This window comes from Nostoc parmelioides FACHB-3921 (assembly GCF_014696625.1).
Taxonomy (GTDB): domain Bacteria; phylum Cyanobacteriota; class Cyanobacteriia; order Cyanobacteriales; family Nostocaceae; genus Trichormus; species Trichormus parmelioides.
Map to the genome: position 1 here is coordinate 105,154 of NZ_JACJQL010000003.1, position 22,929 is coordinate 128,082.

Consider the following 22,929-nt stretch of genomic DNA (forward strand, 5'->3'; position numbering starts at 1 on the left):
TCTGATAAGCATAAGCTAATGTACTTGTGTCTATTTTTTATCAAAACCTGAATAAACTGACATCCTCCATACCAGAAAATACCCTTTTTTACAGTAAAACTAACAACCAAACGCAAGAAAATTTGAAAATTAAAAGAGACAAAATATGTCTTAGGGAAATGGGAAGCAGAAGAAGAAGAGAACGGTTGATAGTTGACTGTTGACTATTGACTAATTAACAACTTTTCTCTGCCGCCCAAGGCTAACAGCCATACTAGTACTACTATCCAGTGGATGAGGACGATCGCCCATAGAGAACCTGTCAAAGCATAGGCTATTGTACAGCACAATCCTAAAAGTCCGGTTAAGGTTAGGAATATTGGGTGAAAAAAGGTCGGAAATCCAACCCGGTAAAGGGTTTTGGCGTTTAGGGGATGGTAGAGAATAAACAGCAGTAAGATAAATCCTGCCCATAATGTCCATCCATACCAGTTAATTACTTCTAGAGGATGAGGAAGGAGTAATACGCGGAAGACTAATTCCTCAGCGATCGCAGGTGTGATAATTACTCGTAATGCGATCGCTAGTTGGTGGAGAGGATTGGTAGAGGTGAAACACCAAGACAAAAAACCAGAAAGCCAGCCTAAAGGTAAGGAGATCGCACCATATATGAAGACGGTGATCCCCGCAACTAGCCAATCTCGTATTTCTGGTACTACCAAAGATGCCAGTAGGCGGTTTAACAAAATGGGTATAGGTGCAATGTTGGTAAAAGGTATGGTGATTTCTCCTAACCCCAATGTCGGTGCTACGGGGGCAATATCGGGATTTTCACCGCCGATTTGATTGGTGCGTAGAAACCAGAGTTTGGCACCATGTCTGAAAAATAAGGCGGCGATTTCATCGTGTGCTTGTCTGGGTACCATCGTCCGCCAACTTGTCAAGGCTGCCCAAGGACTGCGATCAGCTACGCTGGGCAGAACGCCATCACGAAAAGGTTCTGTCCCATCCCCAATGCCTGTGAGATAATCTGCGTGACTTTTCCAGTCTGCACGGACGATCCCCAAGGGAGTTAATTGGCGTTGCAAGTCTGAACTCAATCTCACTAGCTGTCCAAAGCGTTCAGTTTGGGGATCATGGGGATGATTACTCAACCACTGCTGAATGGCTGGGTTTGAGGCTACTTGCTGAGAAATTACTTGAATGGCGATATATAGTGCTTGGCTGGCATCTTGGACGCAAGAAGTCGCCGGAGTAACCGTGGCGCTACCAGTACCATCACCTGTGCGATAGCGTGCCATCATAATCTGCAATTGTCGCTGAAATTCTGTCACGGGAGAAAGCTTGATCCCGTCAAAATTGTAGTCTTGGGTGACTGGTGCAAACTTAATTAATACATCAGAAATGGGTCTTGTGGCTGCCCATCCCCATTGTAAGTTCCCCATGTAATCTGCCCAAGAATGTCTCCCCGCAATGATCCCGTCTGAGTTATTGGCGTAAATTTGTTGATACTCAATGGCAAATTGTAATTCTTTGGTGATGGGATCACGAACTACTTGCGCTAGTCCAAAGGCGAAGTGTCCGGTGATTGTATATGCTGTGCTACCTTCACTTTTTTTACCACCAATACCACCAAAGTTATGCAGGACTATGGCGCGATCGCCTTCTTGCCAATTAGATGGGGCTAGTTGGTCTTGGTTGGTGCTGGGATCAAGTAAAACAGTCCGGATTGTACCTTTATCTTGGGGTGAAATCTGCCAATTCTGGTTTTTTATGTAGGTTAACCCCGGTTGTTCTCCTAAAACTACGTGTTGCGGCTGGATTTTTAAGAGCGATCGCGGTACTATCCCCTGAACCACAAAAATTCCTTGAGTATTCTTTGCGCCATAAATATACCAACCCGCTTGTCCGGCGGGGGATTTTTCCATTTCCCTGGGGGTAGATGGTGGAATATTGCGCGTATCAATTACTTGTTGGGGAATCCGCACAGTTTCTTCCACTCCATCGAAGTTACCGGAGACTCGATTGTAATGACGCACGCGAAAAAAATCACTGGGACAAGGGGAAGTTCCAGGACAAATCGGTGACGCAGGATATTGACTACTAGCTGGTTCTGGATTGAGGATTTTTACTAAACCATAAAATCTACCGGTAGCCATTACAGGTTCGTGGGCAATTTGCAGACGTGGCTGATTATCACTCCCTTTCACTAACTGACCATCGTCTAAGGTGACGATCACATCATCCTTCGGCCTAGCACCAGCGAGGGATTGCAAAGGCCCTACTTGCAGACGACCATCAAGGCGAAATGGGTGAATAATCCCCTTGGCTTGACTTTCCCTTGTTTCATCAGTAAAACTTATATCTTGTTGCACAGCTTGTACGTAAGACTGTGACTCTGGCTTGTTTAGCCATTCCAAACGCACAACTTTACCTACTAAATTTTGTGTTTCTGGTGGCGCGTGTTGGACTTCCATCCATACCCAATCTGATCCCGGCTGTATTTGCTGCTGATTTGGCAATACTAATCTACCTACCCATTTGTCTATAGGTTGATAAAGGTCGGGATTAACAGTTTGATTTAAGGGATAAAACTGTGATTGATTGAAGTCTTGCCGTTTGTGAATGGCGTAATTGCTTGATGGCTTATGTTCCACCGTAGATGTTCGCGGGTAAAACAGCAAAACAGCGATCGCACTCAGTAGTAATAAAACAACGAACATCCCCAATCGTAATTTCGTCTTCTGTTGCAACCGTTGTTTGTTCGACGGTTTTTCTTTTTGCATTGCTGTCAAATCGTACCTTGGAGATTGGTTATATCAGATATAGCCGCAAGTGTAAGACGATACTCAAGCTTTCCTGGCAGTTATGATACCAAAATTACCAAATCCTCACCCACAAGAGCATAGGGATTTTGGTCATGGGTAATTGGACTATTAACTGTTAACAAAGCTACTTTCGATAAAATTTTTATTTGTGATGTTGAAAAACTACAAATACTGAATTTATTCAGTATTTTAAGTGTCTCATGTATCAAGAATAATCTGATGTTTATATATTAGTACTTAAGCATATAGGGAAATGCTGAAACATGAAAACCTTAGATATAAAAATGTAATTAAATTTTCGACAATATTATTAATAGTATTTGCAACGACACCATAAGTTATTTTTCATACAGATACAACTTAAAAAAGATAGCCAATTTAGGTGCTTATGTAGAAAATAATGCCTAAATAAAAACAGCTACTTCTACGTAAAAACCATATTTATTAATGTTTATCATAAAAATAAGAGTATTTTTCGTCACTAGTCATAAAAAGGAAATTACTGTAAGCAGTCAAGTTATCAATAGAGATTTATTAGGTAAATTCAATTGATGGTATGAGTTACTGAGTGAATTATTTACTACATTCTTACTAGCAGTCTGAGCATTAGTATGTTATACGGGTTAATGAGTAATTGTACAAATAGCAGAAAATTCTGCATTTTTGAATGCGATTTTAATCAGGGAATTTGTCATACAATTCCACAACCAATCTAGAAGATTTCGGCAAAATCATGGTTAACTCTGTCAATACCCGCCCCGAAATTTTATGGCGACAAGTTTGGGGATTAGCCGCTTTATTAGCTGCCATCATCTTCAGTTGGATGGCTTACAAGTTTTATCAACCGAGGATTTTAGAGGAATTGGAATTTGTCGGACTGGTTGGCTGGTTGGGGATATGGCAAGGGTTACTAATAGCTGTGATCGAACCGATGATTGGTGGATTGTCCGATCGCATTCAGCAGCGTTTGGGTAGTCGTTTACCCATGATTAGTATAGGGGTAGTCTTAGCTGGGGTTATTTTTGTAGCTGTATCACTGTTAGTTCAACAAAATTTACCGATAGGTATACGTTGGGTTGTACCGATGTTGATGACTGTTTGGGTCATCGCCATAATTATTTTCCGCGCCCCAGCGATCGCACTTTTAACGCAATTTGCCCCTAAAAGCGAGTTACCCCAAGCGAATGCAGTATTAGTGTTCGTCTTGGGAATGATAGGCGCTATCAGTCCAGTTTTGAACACCCTCCTCGACAACATGGGTGCATCTATCACCTTTCTTGTGGGGGCGATCGCTTTAATTTTGGCAGCATATATTCTGCAATTATTCACACCTAAACATTCGCTGCACATCTCTAGCTTCAACCTAGAACCAACAGCTAAAACTTCTGTGCAGATGTTTATCCTGATTTTCATCATTGGCTTAGGGACAGGAATTGAACTTAACCTACTTTTATCAATATTTCCCCAAGTATTACAAATACAACTGCCTAACCTGACAGTAGAGTTTATTGCTTCTGCGATTTTGTTAGTCTCGGCGATCGTCTCTGTTCCTTTGGGTGACTTGACATCACAATTAGGCGCAAATAAATCTATGCTACTAGGTTTGGGTGCAATGACAGCCTTAATGGGGCTAGCCTTATTAAATGACAGCGATAAACTGGCGATCGCTTTCATCCTGGCCTTTGGTATTAGCTTCAGTTTAGTGTTTATCAGTATAATTCCCTTAGTGTTAAGTAAGGTTCACCCCAGTCGTGCAGGTTTGGGTACAGGACTATATTTTGGTGGTAGTGCCGGCGGTACAGCCATAGTTTCTCTGTTCATCAAAGAACTAGGAAACACATCTATAGGCGCTTTTTTATTAGCTGAATTTGCTTTTGTATTAGTAAGTATTTGTATTCTTTTAAGCAGAAGATTTCGTATATTTCCTTATTAATTTTTTAAAAACCACCAATAATATTTGATTTCTGGAATATAAGTAGAGTGGGCAATGCCCACCCTAAAGATACTTTGTTATTTAATACATTTCACAACTTCAGAATAGTTAAAAATACATTTCAGTTTTATCTATTGAAATTTCCCATCAACATATTCACAATTACGTTAAAAGTAATTATTGAAATAGAGTATGTTAAATAGGTGGATATCGTATTTAGTTATAGGAAAATACCCATTAATTTAGTAATACTCACATCTTTATTGATAAATTATTTATTAGTAAGCCGAGTAAATGCTAAAACTCAAAGAAATATCGATTTAATCGAACATAATAATAATTATGAGGAAGCATCAAAAGTAATATCTGTTGACTATTTGCTTTGGCGAAATAAGAACGTTACACCAACCCTAGCTAATGAGCCAGAAAAAGTTTTTCCTAATCCCAATGAAATAAATGTTCCCACTTTAATTAATCCGCTCCGAAAACCAGATACTAACTCTGAGCAAGATGAAACCCCTATTCAGCAAAATATCACTCCAGCTTTATCAAAAAAAGATTTAGAATTATTTATATTAAATGCACTGAGTAATAGCGCCACTAAATACCCTTGGATAATTGATCCCAGAGATAACTTTAGTTTTTATTCCTCGACTTTTAATCCTCTACAAGATACAAGATATATTGATTTATCAACTAAATTTTCTGCGGAAGACCCTGTAATTAACAGATTTACCTTTGCTGAGTTTCCCAAACAAGATCAACTTTATTGGATATTACCAGGTAATCGGGTCGTTGTAGAAACTAAAGGTTGGCAGAATGGAATCGTATATCAAGGAGAATCAAACGATAGTGTCACGAGACAAACCATTAGATTAACTCAGAGACTTTGGGGTATGCAGGCAGTTTTTTCACTTCCCCAAGGTGTTCAAGAACTCATAGACGAAATTGGGATTAACCAATTCGCTGTCGAATCAGTGGCGGCGGAAGTTAATAATCCTGTAGGCGTTACTGCTGCTCCTATTAATATTAATAGAAGTAGTGCAGATAATTCTATAACTTCTATTGTTCCCAGCATTTCATCAGTGACGACAGAAAAAGATCCTCTAATATTACAAAATTTTCCCACAAGTGATTTACAGCCATTATTAGGAGAAGTAGGTCTGACTCGCGGAACCGTAATTCCTGAAGAAACTTTGAAAAAAGCAGGCTTTGTGTGGGGAAATCCTTTAACTAGGCAAAGAACTAGATTTATTCCTGTAATTACATCTAATCCGGGGATTAAAGTTGGTAACAGAGAGCAATTCGGTAACTTTGATTTATTCAATATTTTACTCAATAGCTCCATCAGTGAAAATCAGCGAAATTTATATTACTTAAATTCTTTATATTGGGTTTCTCTAGGCGAAAGACGCAGTAATTTAGGAATCAGAAATACAATTAATAAACACGACTGGCACAGATTTTATTTTAGCCTTTCTCATAGTCGGACACTATTAGAATATGACTCTTTAGAGCCTAAGGCGACCTATACTAATATTTCTAGTAATCCTGGAGTTTCCTTATCTTTGTCATTCTCTGAAATAAAAATAGACGAATTGCAAACAGCTAACTCTACACTAGGAATGTTAATAGGTGGTGTTTTTAACTTGATTGACTTTCCCCATCTAAATGCGAGTTTGCAAGAAGCCAAAGAAAGATTATCTAGGCAAGAGAGTTTTGCAAATTTAGACTCAAAATCCACACCAGAACAAAGACGAAAAATTAACCAAGTACTGAATAGAACCTTATTTTTAAGTAACCGTACTAGTGGTTTAGAGCAAGTTTCAGGAAAATTGACTTTTCCTAGCACTATCACACCTAATAGTTCGAGTTTATGGCAAATTCGGACTGGTAATCATCAGCGAGCAGTTCAATTAATTGATGGAAAGCGTACTTGGAATGAAGGTAAAACTTTCATTTCTAAAGCCGACGTATCTAATAATAGTTTTGGTCGTTTAACATCAGTTAATGTACCTTTCTCTTCACAACAAACACCCAACCGCTCCTTGGCTACGCGAGTAACTTTAACTGCTCCTGACGGTCAGCAGTATGTTCAAGATTGGAACTCAGCTAATATAACATCTGTTCCTATCGATATTCGTACATTTGATATTGCTTTTGACCGCATTGAATTAAGCCAAGATGGTCAAATAAAAACTTATTTACAAACTTTTGGGGGATATTTATTTTTACCCGCCATAGAAGCTTTATGGGCTGGTTCTTCTGGGAAATGGAATTACAGTCTTAGTTCTGGAATCTGGTTTAATTTGCAGGCAGATAGTGCATTTAATATCACAAATAATTTTGGTATTCAAGAACCAATGCTAGGTATTTACACTAATGGAGTGTTGAATTTTATCAACACTAATATAGAATTTGATGCAGATGGAAAAACCAGAAGTATTACTAACCACATTCCATCTTTGCAATTTTCCTGGAACAGCGCAGCTAATTCTCAGAATCCGGCTTACCTAAATTTCAGCTACTTTTTCTCTCACCAAAATAGAAACTTAAACTATTCTCTATCTACAGCCCTTCTACTTTTAGATAATCAATCTAGTCTGACACCGCTAGGATTTATTCAGGGAAAATTGGGGTTCAATACAGGTTTAGAGTTTAACACTTCCATAGAAATTAGAGATGAAGTTTTCTATACATTCGATGGTCTAAAAAGAATAAATCCTCATTGGTCTGTTGGTACTTATTTACAAAATTTCCGAAATATTGACAAAGGCATAAGAAATCGAGATTCTAATTTCTCTTATGGCTTGGTCATTCAGCATAATACTCCTGGTAGTAATAACTTTTGGGAGTCTCGAATTGGAATGAGTGGAGACAGATTTGAGGTTCGTTTTGAAGGAGGATTTCGATTTTGATACTGAGTTTATTTTTCTGTGTGTCAGTTGTCAGTTGTCAGTTATTTTACTTCTGATTTAACACCTTCCTTGTAGGTAATCGAGCAAAACTCTATCCTCTTATGGGTCGAGCTTTTTTTAGTGTTTTACCACAGAATAAAAAGATACTAATTTTGACAAACCATAGTCTATTCAAATGAATAAAATTAGAAAATATGTGGAAATTACTGAAAATTTCCTGTATGATTGTTAAGGTTTGGTAATTTTATTTTTGCAAGACACCACGTAAGACGACCATAGCTCGAACTTCTACGTACGGAAAAAAAGACCAGCTTCCCACAGCTGGCCCAGTTGATTCTTTTAGCGTTGTCTTCTCATATAGAGTTAAAACCCGGCTGCGTATTCCCAAAATGCAACGGGCAACTTTTCTTAACAATATTGTAACAGCCAACACAGTTTTTTTGAAAAAATTTACCGAAAAAAGATATACCCGGAGGTAATCAGCCTCTATCTTTCAGAATATTTCCAAAATGTCAATGGGGGGAGAAGAGGCGGAGAGCAGAATGAGAGCCGTTAATGGCTATTAAGTAAAGGCAGGAATTTCTCAATGAGTCCAATTGTCACTGCTGGTAGTTCCAATTGTGGAGTTAATCCGACATTTTCCAATTCTTGAAACACTCGAATCGCTTGGGGGTTCTGTTCGGCCAAACGTCGGCCAATTTCTGGCCCAGTGAATTGAGACTTTTGCCCCCAAACAATGGCTGTGGGGGTCTTTAACTGTTGAATGTAGAGGGATAAATCAAAGCATAAATCACCCCGAACGAATGATAATGCTGCATACTCAGCGTTGGGCTGTTGGGCTGATTGTAAATAAGCTTCGACAATTTCGTCATATACTCGGTTAGCTTGGGCGAATTGCCGTTGTTCTAAGAAACTACGAATACCTGCACTAGTAGCAATTCCAGTACTGTATAGTAAGCGATCCAGAAGAGGAATACTAACGATTTGAGCAAAAATACTGCGGGAATAGTTTTCGCCAAAATCAGACAGCCCGGCTGGTGTAACAAGAATGAGCGACTTAAATAAATCGGGATGTGCGATCGCTACTCTAATTGTAAATGCTGCGGTGAGAGAAGAGGCGATCGCTGTCACTGGCCCCGTACAAGTCCGCTCAAAAAACTCTCGAATAGTCGTTAAATAATCTTCAATTTGATAATTGCGCTCTGGATGTTCCGATTGACCCCAACCAATTAAATCTGGCGCTAATACGCGATACCCTGAAGCAAAAGCGGGATACACTTTTGACCACTCATAAGCAGAAGACCCGCCTCCAAATCCATGCAGAAACACCAAAGTTTCTTGGTTATCGGTCTTCTCATTGTCCTGCCAAAGCGACCCAGTGGCAGTGTAATACACCATCTTACCTAGTGAAGTAATTATGGAGCGTTGCTCAAATCCCGGTGCTGGAAACATAGTGTTAGTTATTAGTCATTGGTTAGTTGTCAGTTGTCATTAGTTTTCTTTTTTTCCCGCTCTCCTGACTTAAAACGGGTGTAGGGGTATAAGAATGTAGGAAAAAGACATCTTTCCTGTTTGGCCGTGAAACCTGTTTCATCGGGACTGCCTTCTGCCTCTTACAATTGCTATTATCGATGAACCAAGAATTATGACACCTCTAGCCAGCGTCAGATTAAGTAGATGTAAAATCACTGGCTTACTTGTAAAGATTCAGTAATTTTTTTTTCATCATCTAAAATACTTTTTGCCTATAATTACCGGATAGCAAGGTTTACTAAAATTTCCTCCTGGTAGCGAGAATCACTTAGGTAATATTTGGGGATCAATTTTTTGTGGTAGTCTACAGAAAACTTACGGATAAATTATGAGTGTGTAAAACTATCTGCAACGCTCATAAACGATAGTTATGTTTTATTTGTTAGCACATAAAACAAGTAACTATCATTAATTTTGTGATTCTCTAGGTAATGGTAAGGCGGGGTGTTGTGGTCAAGCAGGCTACTCTTCAAACGGATAAAATACCAAGATTTGAAGATATTAAATTTGCACGTAATCAATTTGATGAGCAGAAACAAATTGTAGCTTCAGTTAAACGGAGCCAATCGGAAGAAGGAATTGACGTTAGTACGATAGATGCACAAACCTGTATATGTCTGAACTTAGAAGACTTAAAGTGCTTTGAAGTCGTAGACCATCAGTATGAACGTTGGGGAGTGACTTTTCAGAATTCACTAGCCATACAACCATCAAACCCAGCTTTTCCCACTAATTCCGGCTTAACAGTGTTGATGGGTGCGCCCAAAAGTGGATTTTTGGAAGCGACATTCTTGCGTCCTGTGAACCAAGTAAGCGCTTGTGTCACTAGTTCACAGAGGTTGGTACTTTCTGCTTACGATCGCGATCGCCAGTTATTAGCTCAAAGTATACTTCCCAGCGCCAATCTTGCCAACTCAGACTCAGCCTTACCTCCTAACACTTTATTATCTGTCACAGTTGAGAACATCCACTCTGTTACCTTCTGTGCATTTGATGGTCAATTCACCTTGAGCGAATTTCGTTTCTCCGTTTAAAAACAACCAAGAGCAATTTTAGTAGCAAAATCGCTTGATCCACTTCAACCCAGGTATTCTTATAGAGTATTATTGATTGTCGATTTACAGTATTTGGTATTGGGAAAGCACGAATGCTTAGTATGGCAAGACTGTGAGCTGATAAAACGTTAGAAGTCCTGAGTGACTAGTGAAAATTCAGCCTCACTACTAGTAAACAGCCTAAGTCATCCTGTCCTTATACCAAGCACAACTTATACATTAGACAATCTTGTAATGTTAGGTAGGTAAACACTGTGGTAAAGGCTTTGTCTTCTTGGCAGCAATTAATCAACCAGATGCCCAACTGGCCGCTTCCAGAGCTTAAGACTAAAGCCACCAAGCGGCGGACTTTTCAGCATCTCTCAGAGCCAAGCGGTCTTCTAGGCTTGCTGATAATTATTGTGGCGATGCTGCTATGGAACTGGAAACTACTATTGGCTCTGCTGGTTGGTATTGGCGTAATGTTATTAGTCTACTCAATGCAAAAATGGGACTGGCAATTACGTTGGGTAGAAATTCAAAGGTTTTTTAGTGGCCCAAATCGGCGATTAGTCATAGCTGTAGGTGGTGGTGGGCTAAGTACTATCAGTACTTATATGGCCGCGTCAATTTTGGCTGACTCTCCTAGTCCTTGGATAGCTACTGGGGCGATCGCTCAAGGATTAGGGACATTGTTAACTATAATTTTACTTATATGGCAGCTTGTCAAATCTTATGCAGGTAAAGAAGAACAAAACTTTGAGCAGCTGTTCCTCAATCTTACAGAAACAGACTCCCTAAAGCGGTTGGTTACTTTACGCCGATTAACTAAAATCATCACCACTCAACAAATTGATTCGGAACTGCAACGAGAGATTAGCCAATGCTTGCAACTGCTACTGGCTCGTGAAGAAGAGCCAATAGTTAGAGAGGCGGCTTTGGATAGCTGGCAAGCCCTAGAGCAATCACAACCATTACAATCTAGTCCTTTGCCAACTCTGATACCTTTATCCAAAATTAAAGCAAGAGTTTCTCATTAGACGTTGTCAGCTATTCTGTTTTTAAGTTGCACAATCCATCATGATAGCTGTTAACTGTCAACGGTCAACAGTTAACAGCCCTTATTAATAGTTATGCAATCGAGACGCGCATTAGCTTATACAACTTCTCTTCTATTGACAACTGACTATTTACGATACAATTTACCATCCCGAACCTGAACTATAGGCCGATTACACCGACGTACCAATTGCTCATCGTGAGTAGTAACAATCACAGTTGCCCCAAAAGCATTTAACTTTTGTAGAATCTGCATCACTTGCCAAGAGTTATCAGGGTCGAGATTGCCTGTAGGTTCATCAGCTAATATTAAGGGCGGTGTTCCCACTATCGCCCGTGCAATACTTACCCGTTGTTGTTCTCCTCCAGAAAGTTGATCAGGAAAACAGTCAGCCTTAGAAAGCAAACCCACTAATTTGAGTGTAGGTTCTAAACGCCTGTGAATTTCCTTGCGGGTGTAACCTTGAGCTTGCAAGACAAAAGTGACATTTTCTGCCACTGTTCGCTGGGGAATTAGTTTGTAGTCCTGAAAAACAATGCCAATACGTCGGCGTAATAATGATAAGCGATCGCCCCGTAGATTTGTAACACTATAGTCATTAACAATCACCTCTCCTTGGGTGGGTAACTCCTCGCCATACAAAAGTTTTAGCAGAGTTGACTTCCCTGAACCACTAGGCCCTGTAATAAATAAAAATTCTTTCTTTTTGATTTCTAAATTAATATCCAGCAAAGCATGGCAACCATTACCATAGGTTTTGGTCACCCCGTTTAACTGCACCATATTATCGGTACTAGCACTTTCCTCTTGGGTTGGACTTGCTTTTTCATAAATAGCCTGTTCGGCAGTGACTGGATTCGTTAATAGGGGCATTACTCAATTTTCCTTAGGCAATAGGCAACTAACTGTTCAGTGTAATTTTCATTCTTTCCCGCCTAGCTCGGCAGATTTACCCTTTTCTGAACAGTATTAACTTAAAAATAAGGATTCCCAAATCATGCCTGGGAATCCCAAAACCGAAACTCAAAATTTTTGTAATCTTCAAAATGGCGTAAATACTATCATTTAGGTTAGATAAGTACTAAATCGCACCCTTCATAGTCAAACGGTAAACAAAAGCTTTCACGGCAAACTGAGGCAGAGCCAACATTCGCCGCCAACGCCAAGGCTCTTTATATAAACGATATAGCCATTCCAAATTATTATTAGCCAACCAAGCGGGGGCGCGATCTTTGCTTCCCGACCAAATATCAAAACTACCACCAACACCAATCCAAATGGCTTGAGGACACAAATGACGATTTTGGGCAATCCATAATTCTTGTCGTGGAACACCCAAACCAACCAAAATTACCTGTGGTTGTAATTGGGCAAGAGTTTGTTGTAGTTGTTGTTCTTCTTGTGCAGAATGGTAGCCGGAGTGAGTACCTACTATATTCAAGCTAGGTATTTTTTGCTGCCAATCATTCGCCGCTTGTGCCGTTACTCCTGGCGCTCCTCCATAGAAGAATACAGTTTTATCTGCTTGCTCTTGACCGATTGCTTTTAACAGAGTTTCCGCCAGTTCAATTCCCGGACAGCGCTGGACTTTTTGCCAACAAAGCCACCGCAAATACATCACCACTCCTGCACCATCAGGAATTACTAATTCAGCATTCTGAATTATGTTGTTCAATGATGTATTTTGCTGCGCCTGCATTGTCATTTCCGCATTGAGTGTCACTACATGAGCGCCTTTCCCGTATCGCAGGCATTCCAGTAACCAACTCGGATAGTCACTCATTACATGAACTGGAATTCCCAGTACTGAAAACACTTTAGATGATGGAAACATAGCCCTTTAGCCTCACACCAGATTCTCTCGACGATAGTTTATCAAATTTTTTAATAGGTTGCCTCTAGGCTGACAGGGGGGTAAATTTATCCAAATAAGCCTTCTAAGACAACCCCAGATGCAAAATAAAACCCTAATTTTGCTTATTTTGGATAATAAAAACAGCTTATACTGCTTAAGTAAGCTTTTATCAGTGATTTTTGACAAATCGCTAAAAAAATTAACTTGGTTCTTTATGATTGATGAAAAAACTACATAAGATAGTTAACAAACAGAACAGGCTAGTTTCCGTGAAGATATCTGAAAGACGAAAATTTTTTGCTGTAATCAACAATTCCAGAGCTAGCTGAGGTGTATTTATACTCTTGATAGGATTTACGCATGAAAACGAAAGGTCAAGGGTTTGGAGAAGGGTATAGGGGTATGAATCAATTCAAAAGACCTTTCGGGAAGCTAAAGCTACAAAATTCAAAATAAATGCTTGAAACCCTTACACCCTTACACCCTTACACCCGGTCTCAAAAGAAAATCTGGGTGCGTAAGTCCTGCTTGAGCCTGACACCTGCCAAAATAGAAAGCAGAATTAAATGCGTCGATTTAGACAGAGTGCTTATATTTGAGATATAGCTATCCGATTTGATGATTTAAGTGTAAGGTTTTCATGAGAGCGTGTATTAGTCATACACCCATGCACAAGACTACATGACGAGAAATTCTATATTTATTGTTGGGTAACTGCTGAAAACTGTATCTATGAAAAATTTCCGATAAATACGATTTTGAAGTTAAGCTAGCGTGACGGGTAGAAATTGACTATGAATAAAATTCGGATTGCGCTGATTGAGGATCATGATCTCACCCGTGTGGGTATTCGGACAGCACTGCTACAAAAAGAAGAAATTGAAGTTGTAGGAGAAGCTGCCAATGCAACAGAAGGACTAAATATGTTAAAAAAGGTACAACCAGATATTGCGATCGTTGATATCGGTTTGCCAGATAAAGACGGAATTGAGCTAACAAAGGAATTAAAATCAATCAGTAACGGCGCAGACTTACCAACAAAAGTATTGATTTTAACCTTGCGTGATAACAAAGAAGCAGTTTTGGCAGCTTTCGCAGCTGGGGCTGATTCTTACTGTATGAAAGATATTAGGTTTGATAATCTACTGGAAGCAGTCAGGGTAACTTATAATGGCAACGCTTGGATTGATCCAGCGATCGCCAGAATTGTACTACAACAAGCACAACAACAGTCTCCAAAACCAGTAACCACCATAACAGAAGCGAAAAATTCTTTCACAAACTCAGAAACCGAAGATAACTCAGAGACTATCGACTCCTATACCCTGACGGAAAGAGAATTAGAAGTATTACAGCTAATTGTCGAAGGCTGTAGTAACGCGGTCATCGCTGAACGCCTTTACATCACAGTCGGCACTGTAAAAACCCACGTTCGCAATATTCTCAATAAACTCTGCGCTGATGACCGCACCCAAGCTGCTGTCCGCGCCTTACGCTCTGGATTAGTGGGTTAAATTTACTAGCGATTTAAAGATTTACCAATAACTCTAAGAGTAAAGTTATACTTGTCTGGAAAGTAAGCTTCTAATCAAAGATTACTTCTGAAAACGCCTTTTAACGACTCAGTGAGATAACAGTTGCCATATCTCGCTAATTTTTAGTATCCGAAAAAGCAAGTCAAATATGACGGAAACTAAGGTAGAAAAACTGAAGCTCATGGTAGTAGACGATGAGCCAGATAACTTAGATTTACTCTACCGTACTTTTAGGCGAGACTTTCACGTATATAAAGCTAATCATGCCCGGAAAGCTTTGGAAATTCTGGCTCAAGAAGGCGAAATGGCTGTAATTATTTCAGATCAAAGAATGCCTGAAATGAACGGTACCGAATTGCTCAGCCTGACAGTAGAAAAATTTCCCGACACCATTCGGATTTTACTTACTGGTTTTACAGATGTGGAAGATTTGGTAGAAGCCATTAACTCTGGTCAAGTTTTCAAATACATCACCAAACCGTGGAACCCTGAACGGCTAAAGAATTTAGTTGAGCAAGCTACTGATACATATCGGTTGGTCAAAAAGCGCACTCATGAATTGCGTCGGTCTTTGCGGCGAGAATCTTTATTTAACGCCGTCACCACAGCAATTCGAGAGTCATTGGATTATGAGAGTATGCTGCAAAAAATCGCAGCTACCATTGGGCAAACCTTTGAAGCTACTTGTTGTTTACTCAAACCAGTAGAAAACAATCGCCTCACTGCAAATCAGTTTTATTATCAAAATCCAGCATACAACTTACCCGATAGCGCCTTTGATCCCACTACTTTAATTGCCCAAGTACTCGAAACCGGTGATTATCAAATTGCCCAAGATATATACAATGATAATCCCTGTAACTATTTGGTTGTCCCCCTATCTTACCAACAGCACTTGTTAGCTGTCTTGGCTCTTTACCAATGGGGACGAGAGCATCCTTGGCAAGACGAAGACATTCAATTAATTACGGGTGTGGCTGAACAAGCAGCTTTAGCTGTTTCCCAAGCAAAACTCTACCAACGCCTGCAAGAAAAACAACAGCAAATTAGTGCTGAGTTAGAAGTGGCGCGGCAAATTCAAAATAATTTACTACGCCAAACCCTACCAGAAATAAAAAGCGCAAAATTACAAGCTTGCTGCTATCCTGCCAGAGAAGTAGGAGGCGATTTTTTTGAAATCTTTGTCCACCCCACCAAAGGTGATGTGTGGTTAGCCGTTGGCGATGTTTCCGGTAAAGGCGTACCTGCTGCTTTATTTATGGCTAGTGCAATTTCTGTATTAAGACGGGAATTAGCCCAAGAAATCCCAGCCGAACCCAATGTAGTTATACACAATCTCAATCATGCCTTGTGTGATGACTTAATTAGTAACAATTGCTTTATTACTTTTGTGCTAGCTCGTTATACACCTACCACTAGAGAGTTAGTCTATGCAAATGCTGGACACATTTATCCCCTGGTTTGGTCAAATCAAATCGCCCCAGAAAAACCTAACTATCTTACAGTGAGAGGCATACCATTAGGCATTTTACCGAAATGGCAGGCTAAGTCGGGTAGTTTAATTCTGGCACCCGGAGATACATTGCTGTTAGCCAGCGATGGTATCACGGAAGCGATGGTATCAAATACTTTGTTAGAAGCAGTAAAACCCGTGGGTGGCGTTCAGCCAGCAACTCATTCTATGCTGAATCAAGATGGTCTGTGGCAACTCCTACAACAAGAGCCTCAACCACTATCCCTCAACCATTTACTCTCACGTATTCAGGCAGATAATCACGTTCAAGAAGACGATCAAACTATACTCTCTCTGGAGGTTTTGTAAGTTATGAAAAGTGAGCTTCATGTACCAAGCGACTTGAACTATTTAAACATAGTGGAACACTGGTTATTGGGATGCTTGAAAATCCAGTTCGGAGAATCTGTTGATTGGTCAAGACAGTCTAGTCGCTTACGTTTGGCTTTAGTAGAAGCCTACTCTAACGTTGTACGCCATGCCCACAAAGAGCAACCAAATTTGCCTGTCTTACTACGCTTGGAATTTAAAGAACGAGATATTGCTTTGGAAATTTGGGACTACGGCACAGGTTTTGATATGTCTACCTACTTCCCACCCAATCCTGATGATAGGCAAGAAGGCGGCTACGGTTGGCTAATTATGAATCGCTTAATGGATAAAGTAGAATATCAGTTGCAAGTTGATGGGGCTAATTGTCTCAAGTTAGAAGCTACTATACCGGAATTAGCTAATAATTAATGCTGGTTTGGTAATTTAAAAATCTGATTTGTAAATTAACTTATTCACTGGGATTTATCAACCCATATTGCAGGCTACACCAACGACAACCAGATAGGAGTTCTATATTTAAATTTGGCTAAATTAAATATTTATGCCGAATTCTATTTCTTAGCATTAATACTAATATTGGTAAATCTATAACTGGCTGGTGTACATTTCTGATTGAGGTGATTGAATTATGTTTGCTAAGCTGATTCAATCAGTAACCTGGCAGGCATACTGCATCATAATTGAAATGTCTATCCGCTACATTTAAAATGCGAACTATTGCGGAAATTAACGAGAAAATCGACCGTAAAACGGCGATAGTCCTGACGGTTGAGGAATTAAAAGCAAGAGTTTTAGAAGTTGGTGTGAGTAAAGTTGCTCAAGAAGTTGACGTAGTTACTACTGGCACTTTTGAACCGATGGAATCAACTGGCGCTATTCTCAATCTCGGACACACTGACCCACCAATCAAAATTCGCCGTTGCTGGTTAGATGGCGTTCCAGCATACAGTGGTTTTGGGGCTGTTGATTTATACCTGGGTGCTAGCTGTGCTGTAGACGTGATGGATGGCGAAGAAGTCCGAGAACGTGGCGGCGGTCATGTGATCGAAGATTTAATTGCAGGTAAACCCATACACGTCAGGGCGCAAGGACAGGTAACTGATTGTTATCCGAGAGCGAGTTTTGAAACAACAATTACCCGCGACACGATAAATCAGTTTTATTTATTCAATCCGCGTAATCTCTATCAAAATTTTATCGTAGGCGTGAATGGAGGCGATCGCCCACTTCATACTTATCTCGGCCCCTTACAACCACGTTTAGGTAATGCTGTTTACTCCAACCCTGGGGCAATTTCTCCCCTATTCAATGACCCAAACTTACAACTCGTTGGTATTGGCACAAGAATTTTCTTAGGTGGTGGCATCGGTTATGTGGCTTGGGAAGGGACTCAACACTTTCCCTTACAAAAGCGTTTAGCTAATCAAACGCCCATTGGCCCGGCTGCAACTTTAGCTTTAATTGGTGATGCCAAACAAATGGATGCTCGTTGGGTGCGGGGTTGTTATTTCAAAAGTTATGGCCCTTCGCTGATGTTGGGCGTAGGTGTCCCACTGCCGGTGTTAAATGAAGAGGTTGTAGAACACTGTGCAGTTCAAGACCAAGATTTAGTCGCGCCAATAGTAGACTTTTCCATTCCTCGGCGCGTTCGTCCCACATTTGGTTTGGTGAGTTACGCCCAACTTAAGTCTGGGCGTATCACCATCGAGGGCAAAACCGTGAGAGCTGCTCCCTTGGCGAGTATGTTTCTAGCTCGACAGGTAGCCTTAGAGTTAAAACAGTGGATTGAGGCAGGTAGTTTCACTCTCACAGAACCAGTAGCCCCGATTCCCAAAGAACGTTCGTTTCTGCCTCAAGACCGTTGGACGGATTTTTAGGGATTGGAGATTGGGGACTGGGGATTGGGGACTGGGGACTGGAGACTGGGGACTGGGTGAAAATTTTGAAGTAAATTCTCCCCCTGCCTCCCCTGCTCCCCTGCCCCCCTACTCCCCTACCCCCTTGCCCTACTCCGTCGGCTTGGGCTTCTTCACCGGCTTGGGAACCGGTGCTTTCGGTTGGGGTTTGGAAACCGCAGAAGTTTCGCCGCCGACTTTCTTGACTGGGCGGGGCGTTTCTCCTGGTCTTCTGGGGGGGAATGGTTTTCTGAAACCACCACGGGGGCCACCACCGCCGCCGCCTTTAAACGGTGGCCTGCGTTTTTTGGGCAAGTCGGCGATCGCTTCTGCCGTTTGTACTACCAGAACGTCACCTTCTCGCTTGGCTTGGAAGTCCCAAAACTTCCCTACAGCTTTGGTGGTTAACACACCACGCAGTTTCAACTTGAAATATTTGGGCTTATCAGTTGGTTTACGTGGAGCCTGTTTAATTTTGACAACTAAGCTTTTAGCATCGAAAGACTGATAAACTACTTCACCACGGACAGAAAAACCGCCATCAGGAATATTGGATGAAGGCGCTGGGGCTTTCGTAGCTGCTTCTGGTTCTTCGGGTATGGTTTCTTGTGAAAGCGCATCTTGCTCATCTTCTTCTGTCGAATGTTTAGCCAGATTTTCTGGTTCCCAAACGCCGACGATTTGGATATGCAGAGTGTCGTTTTCTTGCCTTGTGCGGGGATAAACTACCCACAAATGGTCTTGTTCTAGGTCTAGATGATTTTTGACTAGGCTCATAATCCGACCCAGGAGGACGGCGTTGAGTTCTACGCCATCTGTAGTCAGTAAGATACCTTGCGTAAATTGTTCATCGCTGGCACGGTAACGACCCCGGACTAAACCAATGGCTCTGTATTGCATTGGTTCACTGGGAGGTGGAATTGGTTGCTGGCGATCGGCTAAGTTCTCATCTGTGGCATTCTCACTAGTGTTGAGTGACGAATTTTCAGGCTTAGAGGACTGGGGTGCTGCTATATGAATATTAGCGGCCGCCTCTATTTTAGTTTGAGGCTGATCTGAGGCAAAAGAGTTGGAAGATTCAGGCGAAGGCATCAGGTCGGAAGTCATAAAAACTCCTTGCGGCGGAGACACATCCCAATTATGGGATTTTACTAAAGCATCGAGAAAGAGCGCTTGTGTGGCTGATGAAAGTATATTGGCTTTTCACAAAATCACACGAAAACGCTCTATATAATTTTAAAGACGCTAGACTCGTCATTCTACTCTAAATCTGTAATTTAGCGCCTTTACACTAGTTTCGGAAGCATATCACAGCTTCTATTCTGATGGCTCCTCCTAAAGTCATCACTTACTTTAGCAGTGCTAACTTGTGGTTTGTTATAAAATTCACAGGTATTTGACGGTATTCCGCAAACTTTGGAAATTTTTAACTTTCTAATTTGTGTCGATAATAATGTGATTATAGATATGGAGGGCATTTAAATCGTGTCTCAACCGCGCAATCGGTGGATAGTTCAACTCATCTTGGCGCTGGCAGTTCTAGCTTTTGTGGGTGTTTCAGTTGTTCCCATTATTGGAGCGCTGAATGATAATACGTCACCCTCAAACCAGAATAGTGCTAGTAACCAAGGCAGCTCACTCGCTTCTAATCAACAATCCAAATTGGCAGACGAAGTACGTGGATATGAACTGGTTTTACAACGGGAACCAGAAAATCAAACTGCATTGAAGGGTTTATTACAAGCGCGGCTGCAACTTTTAGCTTTAAAACAAGGTAATGTCCAGAGCGTGATAGAGCCTCTGGAAAAGCTAGCCAAGCTTAATCCTAATCAATCAGAGTATGGAGTGCTATTAGCTCAAGCCAAACAACAAATTGGTGACAAGGAAGGGGCGGCTACAGCTTATCGCTCAATTTTGGATACCAAACCCGGTGATTTAAAGGCTTTGCAAGGGATGGTAGTTCTCTTGTTAGATCAGCAACGTCCAGAAGCGGCTGTCGGTTTGTTGCAAGATACTCTTACTAATGCTGCCCAAGCCAATACCATCCAGCCGGGGAGTGTGGATGTAGTGGCTGTACAGGTGCTACTGGGTAATGTTCATGCGGCTCAGAAACGTTATCCTCAAGCGATTTCGGCATTTGACCAAGCAATTGAGAAAGATACAAAGGATTTTCGTCCAGTTTTGGCAAAGGCCATGCTGTTGAAGCAACAAGGAAAAGCAACCGAGGCTAAACCTTTGTTTGATAGTGCTTTAGCTTTAGCGCCGGCTCAATACAAAGATGAAATTAATAAAGCCGCAACTGCATCTCCTGCATCTCCTGCACCTGCTGCACCTGCTGCACCTCCCGTTCCCACTCCTGAAAGTACTCCGAAGCCATAAAACTCTAACCCCCAATTTCAGGGGGTTATTGATGAGTAGGATAAGAATTTTGAATGTTGAATTGTTACACTCCTTCAATAGCGGCGACAATACCAAAAATCAAAAATAAGCATCCGCCAGCAAAGGTGAGTTGACGTTCAGAAATTTTCCCGGCAATCATTTTGCCTCCAATGACAGCGATCGCCGCACAAATGGCATGACCTAAAATGGCTCCTATGGTGACACCTATGATGTTATTTCCGGCGGCTAAGGCTATGGTGGCAATTTGGGTGCGATCGCCCCACTCGGCCATAAAGGTCAAGACAAAGGCTTCTAATATAATTGATAAGGGCGTTTTTTGTTTTGGTAGTTGCAAATCTGCTTTTTCTACGGCTGCTTTGGCCTCCTCCATCTCTTCCATCACTTCAGCTTTATCCGCCGCCGCCGACATCTTACTAGCGTCATATAACAGTTTCAGACCAAAGGCAATAAATAAGGTTATTTCAGCGTAATAAATATACACTGGTGGCAATAGAGATGCAGCTTTGCCAAATAACACCGAGAGTATTGTCATTGCGGCTAAAGCGCCCACTACTCCTGTAAAAACCCATCGTCGGGAATGGTGCATTGCCAAGATCATGGCGATGAAAAAAGTTTTATCGCCTAGTTCTGAAACTGTAATTAGTAATAAACCTGCGGTAAAAGCTGTTAGCACTCTCTCAAGCTCCTGAAAAACGTTTACCGATGTGAAGCTTGATGAATGCCAAAAGACCCCACCAAGCACACATCTTGAATGTGAACTTAGTGAAGGTCTCGCTTCCAAATATTTTCTAGTTGTCATCTGAACCAGGCTCATCGCCAGTATGTTGATCCAGATGTACTGGCTTTTGCCAGCAGCTACTCCCCTTCTTATCAGAATAAGATTGTATAGCGATCCAATGTGAATTGTAAATATATATTTTAGCTGTTGAGTGCAAATATCAGGACATATCCACCAATGCCATACTTAACTGATGCCAGGGAAATTCGTGCCATAGTCGCTGGATATACTCAAGCTACTACCTTATGGATAGATACCGAGGTCGCTGACTATAAAAGTCGTAGCCCTCGATTATCGCTGATTCAGGTATTAGATGATCCTAACGATATGAGTGGCGATCGCGTTTATCTTTTGGATGTACTTGATCAGCCTGATTTAGTAGCTGATTTTGTTGAGAAAATTATGGTAAATTCAAATATTGAAAAAGTGTTTCATAATGCCAATTTTGATGTTAAACTTCTGGGCAATAAGCAAGCTAAAAATATTACTTGCACTTTAGAAATTGCTAAAAAAATACCTTATCATCTCTTACCAGTACAAAATTATCAACTGCAAAATTTAGCTACATTATTATGTAATTTTAACAATATTGATAAACAGGAACAGAGTAGCGATTGGGGAAGGCGACCTCTCAGCGAAGAACAAATAGAATATGCTTATTTAGATTGTATTTATCTCGCTCAAATCCATCGGCGTTTATTAAACTTGCAAATAGAAAGTAACCCTGATCCAACGACAGTAGACATAACAGTTGTCAACTCACGTTTTGCCCAAATCGAAGAACAATGGAAACTTTTAAATTCTGAATATGAGCATCTACAAGAGCAATTAAAAAAAGCTATGCAGTCTCAAAATATATCGGAAACATCTACTTACAAGCTCACAAGCTATCAACGTAAAGTTGTGAAGGTACAGTTTTCCGAATTATCCAATTTAGTACAAAATCAAGGTATTAGTTTAAATTTCCCAGTTACATTAACTGAGAAACTACAAAAAGATTTAGGGGAAAATCTCGAACAACTATCTGTAGATATTGATGAAAACACTTATTTACGGCTAACCCAGAAAAATCAGCATGATTCGTAGTTATTAATAGCCTAAAAATTAGAGTATTTTTGAGCAGTATAGCCTTGCTTACACTAGTAAGATGCAAACAACAATAATTTAGGACTTACCCATGAAAACGAAAAATCAAAAGTTTAGACAAGGGTGTAGGAGTATAAATTTTTAAGAGCCTTACACCCAGTCTCAACAGACAACCTGGATGGGTAAGACCTGTTCATATCATATTTAGTCTGAACCTGATCCAAACTTGGTTATATTTATCAATTCTTA

The 22,929-nt window shown here is 40.7% G+C and carries 16 protein-coding genes; 10 read left to right on the forward strand and 6 right to left on the reverse strand.

Going from position 1 to position 22,929, the window contains the following annotated elements:
- Nucleotides 1-203: 203 nt before the first annotated feature.
- Nucleotides 204-2,765: a CPBP family glutamic-type intramembrane protease gene (locus H6G14_RS03850; RefSeq protein WP_190565818.1), complete on the reverse strand. Its 2,562-nt coding sequence runs from the start codon at nt 2,763-2,765 to the stop codon at nt 204-206.
- A gap of 775 nt (nt 2,766-3,540) precedes the next feature.
- Between H6G14_RS03850 and H6G14_RS03855 the strand changes: the two genes are divergently transcribed.
- Both H6G14_RS03855 and H6G14_RS03860 read left to right on the forward strand, forming a co-directional pair.
- Entirely contained in the window at nt 3,541-4,740 is a 1,200-nt protein-coding gene (locus H6G14_RS03855; protein WP_190565819.1) for an MFS transporter, read from the forward strand.
- A gap of 203 nt (nt 4,741-4,943) precedes the next feature.
- A complete protein-coding gene (locus tag H6G14_RS03860; protein WP_190565820.1) occupies nt 4,944-7,658 on the forward strand; it encodes a hypothetical protein in 2,715 nt (904 codons plus the stop codon).
- Between the two features lie 552 nt (nt 7,659-8,210).
- Here H6G14_RS03860 and H6G14_RS03865 read toward each other — a convergent pair.
- Complete coding sequence (locus H6G14_RS03865; protein ID WP_190565821.1) at nt 8,211-9,110, reverse strand: alpha/beta fold hydrolase; 900 nt, start codon at nt 9,108-9,110, stop codon at nt 8,211-8,213.
- 512 nt (nt 9,111-9,622) lie between these two features.
- On the opposite strand from H6G14_RS03865, the gene H6G14_RS03870 reads away from it, so the two are divergent.
- Together H6G14_RS03870 and H6G14_RS03875 are read left to right on the forward strand one after the other, a co-directional pair.
- Complete coding sequence (locus H6G14_RS03870) at nt 9,623-10,225, forward strand: hypothetical protein (protein WP_190565822.1); 603 nt, start codon at nt 9,623-9,625, stop codon at nt 10,223-10,225.
- Nucleotides 10,226-10,500: 275 nt separating this feature from the next.
- Nucleotides 10,501-11,265 (forward strand): armadillo-type fold-containing protein, encoded by a 765-nt coding sequence (locus tag H6G14_RS03875; protein WP_190565823.1) that lies wholly within the window; start codon nt 10,501-10,503, stop codon nt 11,263-11,265.
- A gap of 146 nt (nt 11,266-11,411) precedes the next feature.
- Here the strand turns inward: H6G14_RS03875 and ftsE are convergent, their stop codons facing one another.
- Together ftsE and H6G14_RS03885 are read right to left on the reverse strand one after the other, a co-directional pair.
- Nucleotides 11,412-12,158, reverse strand: coding sequence for a cell division ATP-binding protein FtsE (gene ftsE / locus H6G14_RS03880; protein ID WP_190565824.1), 747 nt, complete (start codon nt 12,156-12,158; stop codon nt 11,412-11,414).
- Nucleotides 12,159-12,366: 208 nt separating this feature from the next.
- Nucleotides 12,367-13,119, reverse strand: a complete 753-nt coding sequence (locus H6G14_RS03885) for a WecB/TagA/CpsF family glycosyltransferase (protein ID WP_190565825.1) — start codon at nt 13,117-13,119, stop codon at nt 12,367-12,369.
- An 815-nt stretch (nt 13,120-13,934) separates the two neighbouring features.
- On the opposite strand from H6G14_RS03885, the gene H6G14_RS03890 reads away from it, so the two are divergent.
- From H6G14_RS03890 to H6G14_RS03905, 4 genes are all read left to right on the forward strand, one after another.
- Nucleotides 13,935-14,654: a response regulator transcription factor gene (locus tag H6G14_RS03890; RefSeq protein ID WP_190565826.1), complete on the forward strand. Its 720-nt coding sequence runs from the start codon at nt 13,935-13,937 to the stop codon at nt 14,652-14,654.
- 169 nt (nt 14,655-14,823) lie between these two features.
- A complete protein-coding gene (locus H6G14_RS03895) occupies nt 14,824-16,497 on the forward strand; it encodes a SpoIIE family protein phosphatase (protein ID WP_190565827.1) in 1,674 nt (557 codons plus the stop codon).
- Between the two features lie 3 nt (nt 16,498-16,500).
- Nucleotides 16,501-16,929, forward strand: coding sequence for an ATP-binding protein (locus H6G14_RS03900; RefSeq protein ID WP_190565828.1), 429 nt, complete (start codon nt 16,501-16,503; stop codon nt 16,927-16,929).
- A gap of 299 nt (nt 16,930-17,228) precedes the next feature.
- Complete coding sequence (locus tag H6G14_RS03905; RefSeq protein ID WP_190565829.1) at nt 17,229-18,398, forward strand: homocysteine biosynthesis protein; 1,170 nt, start codon at nt 17,229-17,231, stop codon at nt 18,396-18,398.
- Between the two features lie 129 nt (nt 18,399-18,527).
- Here H6G14_RS03905 and H6G14_RS03910 read toward each other — a convergent pair whose 3' ends face one another.
- Nucleotides 18,528-19,523: a hypothetical protein gene (locus H6G14_RS03910; protein WP_190565830.1), complete on the reverse strand. Its 996-nt coding sequence runs from the start codon at nt 19,521-19,523 to the stop codon at nt 18,528-18,530.
- A 378-nt stretch (nt 19,524-19,901) separates the two neighbouring features.
- Here H6G14_RS03910 and H6G14_RS03915 point away from each other — a divergent pair, with 378 nt between their 5' ends.
- Nucleotides 19,902-20,795, forward strand: a complete 894-nt coding sequence (locus H6G14_RS03915; protein WP_190565831.1) for a tetratricopeptide repeat protein — start codon at nt 19,902-19,904, stop codon at nt 20,793-20,795.
- 64 nt (nt 20,796-20,859) lie between these two features.
- On the opposite strand, the gene H6G14_RS03920 is transcribed toward H6G14_RS03915, so the two are convergent.
- On the reverse strand, nt 20,860-21,489 hold the full coding sequence (locus H6G14_RS03920) for a TMEM165/GDT1 family protein (RefSeq protein ID WP_010995867.1): 630 nt from the start codon (nt 21,487-21,489) through the stop codon (nt 20,860-20,862).
- Between the two features lie 282 nt (nt 21,490-21,771).
- Here H6G14_RS03920 and H6G14_RS03925 point away from each other — a divergent pair, with 282 nt between their 5' ends.
- Complete coding sequence (locus H6G14_RS03925) at nt 21,772-22,680, forward strand: ribonuclease D (RefSeq protein WP_190565832.1); 909 nt, start codon at nt 21,772-21,774, stop codon at nt 22,678-22,680.
- The last annotated feature ends 249 nt before the right edge of the window (nt 22,681-22,929 follow it).

Bases quoted from the DNA above. Each gene is read 5' to 3' on its own strand.
- H6G14_RS03850 (WP_190565818.1), bottom strand. From the start codon at position 2,765: ATGCAAAAAGAAAAACCGTCGAACAAACAACGGTTGCAACAGAAGACG.
- H6G14_RS03855 (WP_190565819.1), top strand. From the start codon at position 3,541: ATGGTTAACTCTGTCAATACCCGCCCCGAAATTTTATGGCGACAAGTT.
- H6G14_RS03865 (WP_190565821.1), bottom strand. From the start codon at position 9,110: ATGTTTCCAGCACCGGGATTTGAGCAACGCTCCATAATTACTTCACTA.
- H6G14_RS03870 (WP_190565822.1), top strand. From the start codon at position 9,623: ATGGTAAGGCGGGGTGTTGTGGTCAAGCAGGCTACTCTTCAAACGGAT.
- ftsE (WP_190565824.1), bottom strand. From the start codon at position 12,158: ATGCCCCTATTAACGAATCCAGTCACTGCCGAACAGGCTATTTATGAA.
- H6G14_RS03885 (WP_190565825.1), bottom strand. From the start codon at position 13,119: ATGTTTCCATCATCTAAAGTGTTTTCAGTACTGGGAATTCCAGTTCAT.
- H6G14_RS03890 (WP_190565826.1), top strand. From the start codon at position 13,935: ATGAATAAAATTCGGATTGCGCTGATTGAGGATCATGATCTCACCCGT.
- H6G14_RS03895 (WP_190565827.1), top strand. From the start codon at position 14,824: ATGACGGAAACTAAGGTAGAAAAACTGAAGCTCATGGTAGTAGACGAT.
- H6G14_RS03900 (WP_190565828.1), top strand. From the start codon at position 16,501: ATGAAAAGTGAGCTTCATGTACCAAGCGACTTGAACTATTTAAACATA.
- H6G14_RS03905 (WP_190565829.1), top strand. From the start codon at position 17,229: ATGCGAACTATTGCGGAAATTAACGAGAAAATCGACCGTAAAACGGCG.
- H6G14_RS03910 (WP_190565830.1), bottom strand. From the start codon at position 19,523: ATGACTTCCGACCTGATGCCTTCGCCTGAATCTTCCAACTCTTTTGCC.
- H6G14_RS03925 (WP_190565832.1), top strand. From the start codon at position 21,772: ATGCCATACTTAACTGATGCCAGGGAAATTCGTGCCATAGTCGCTGGA.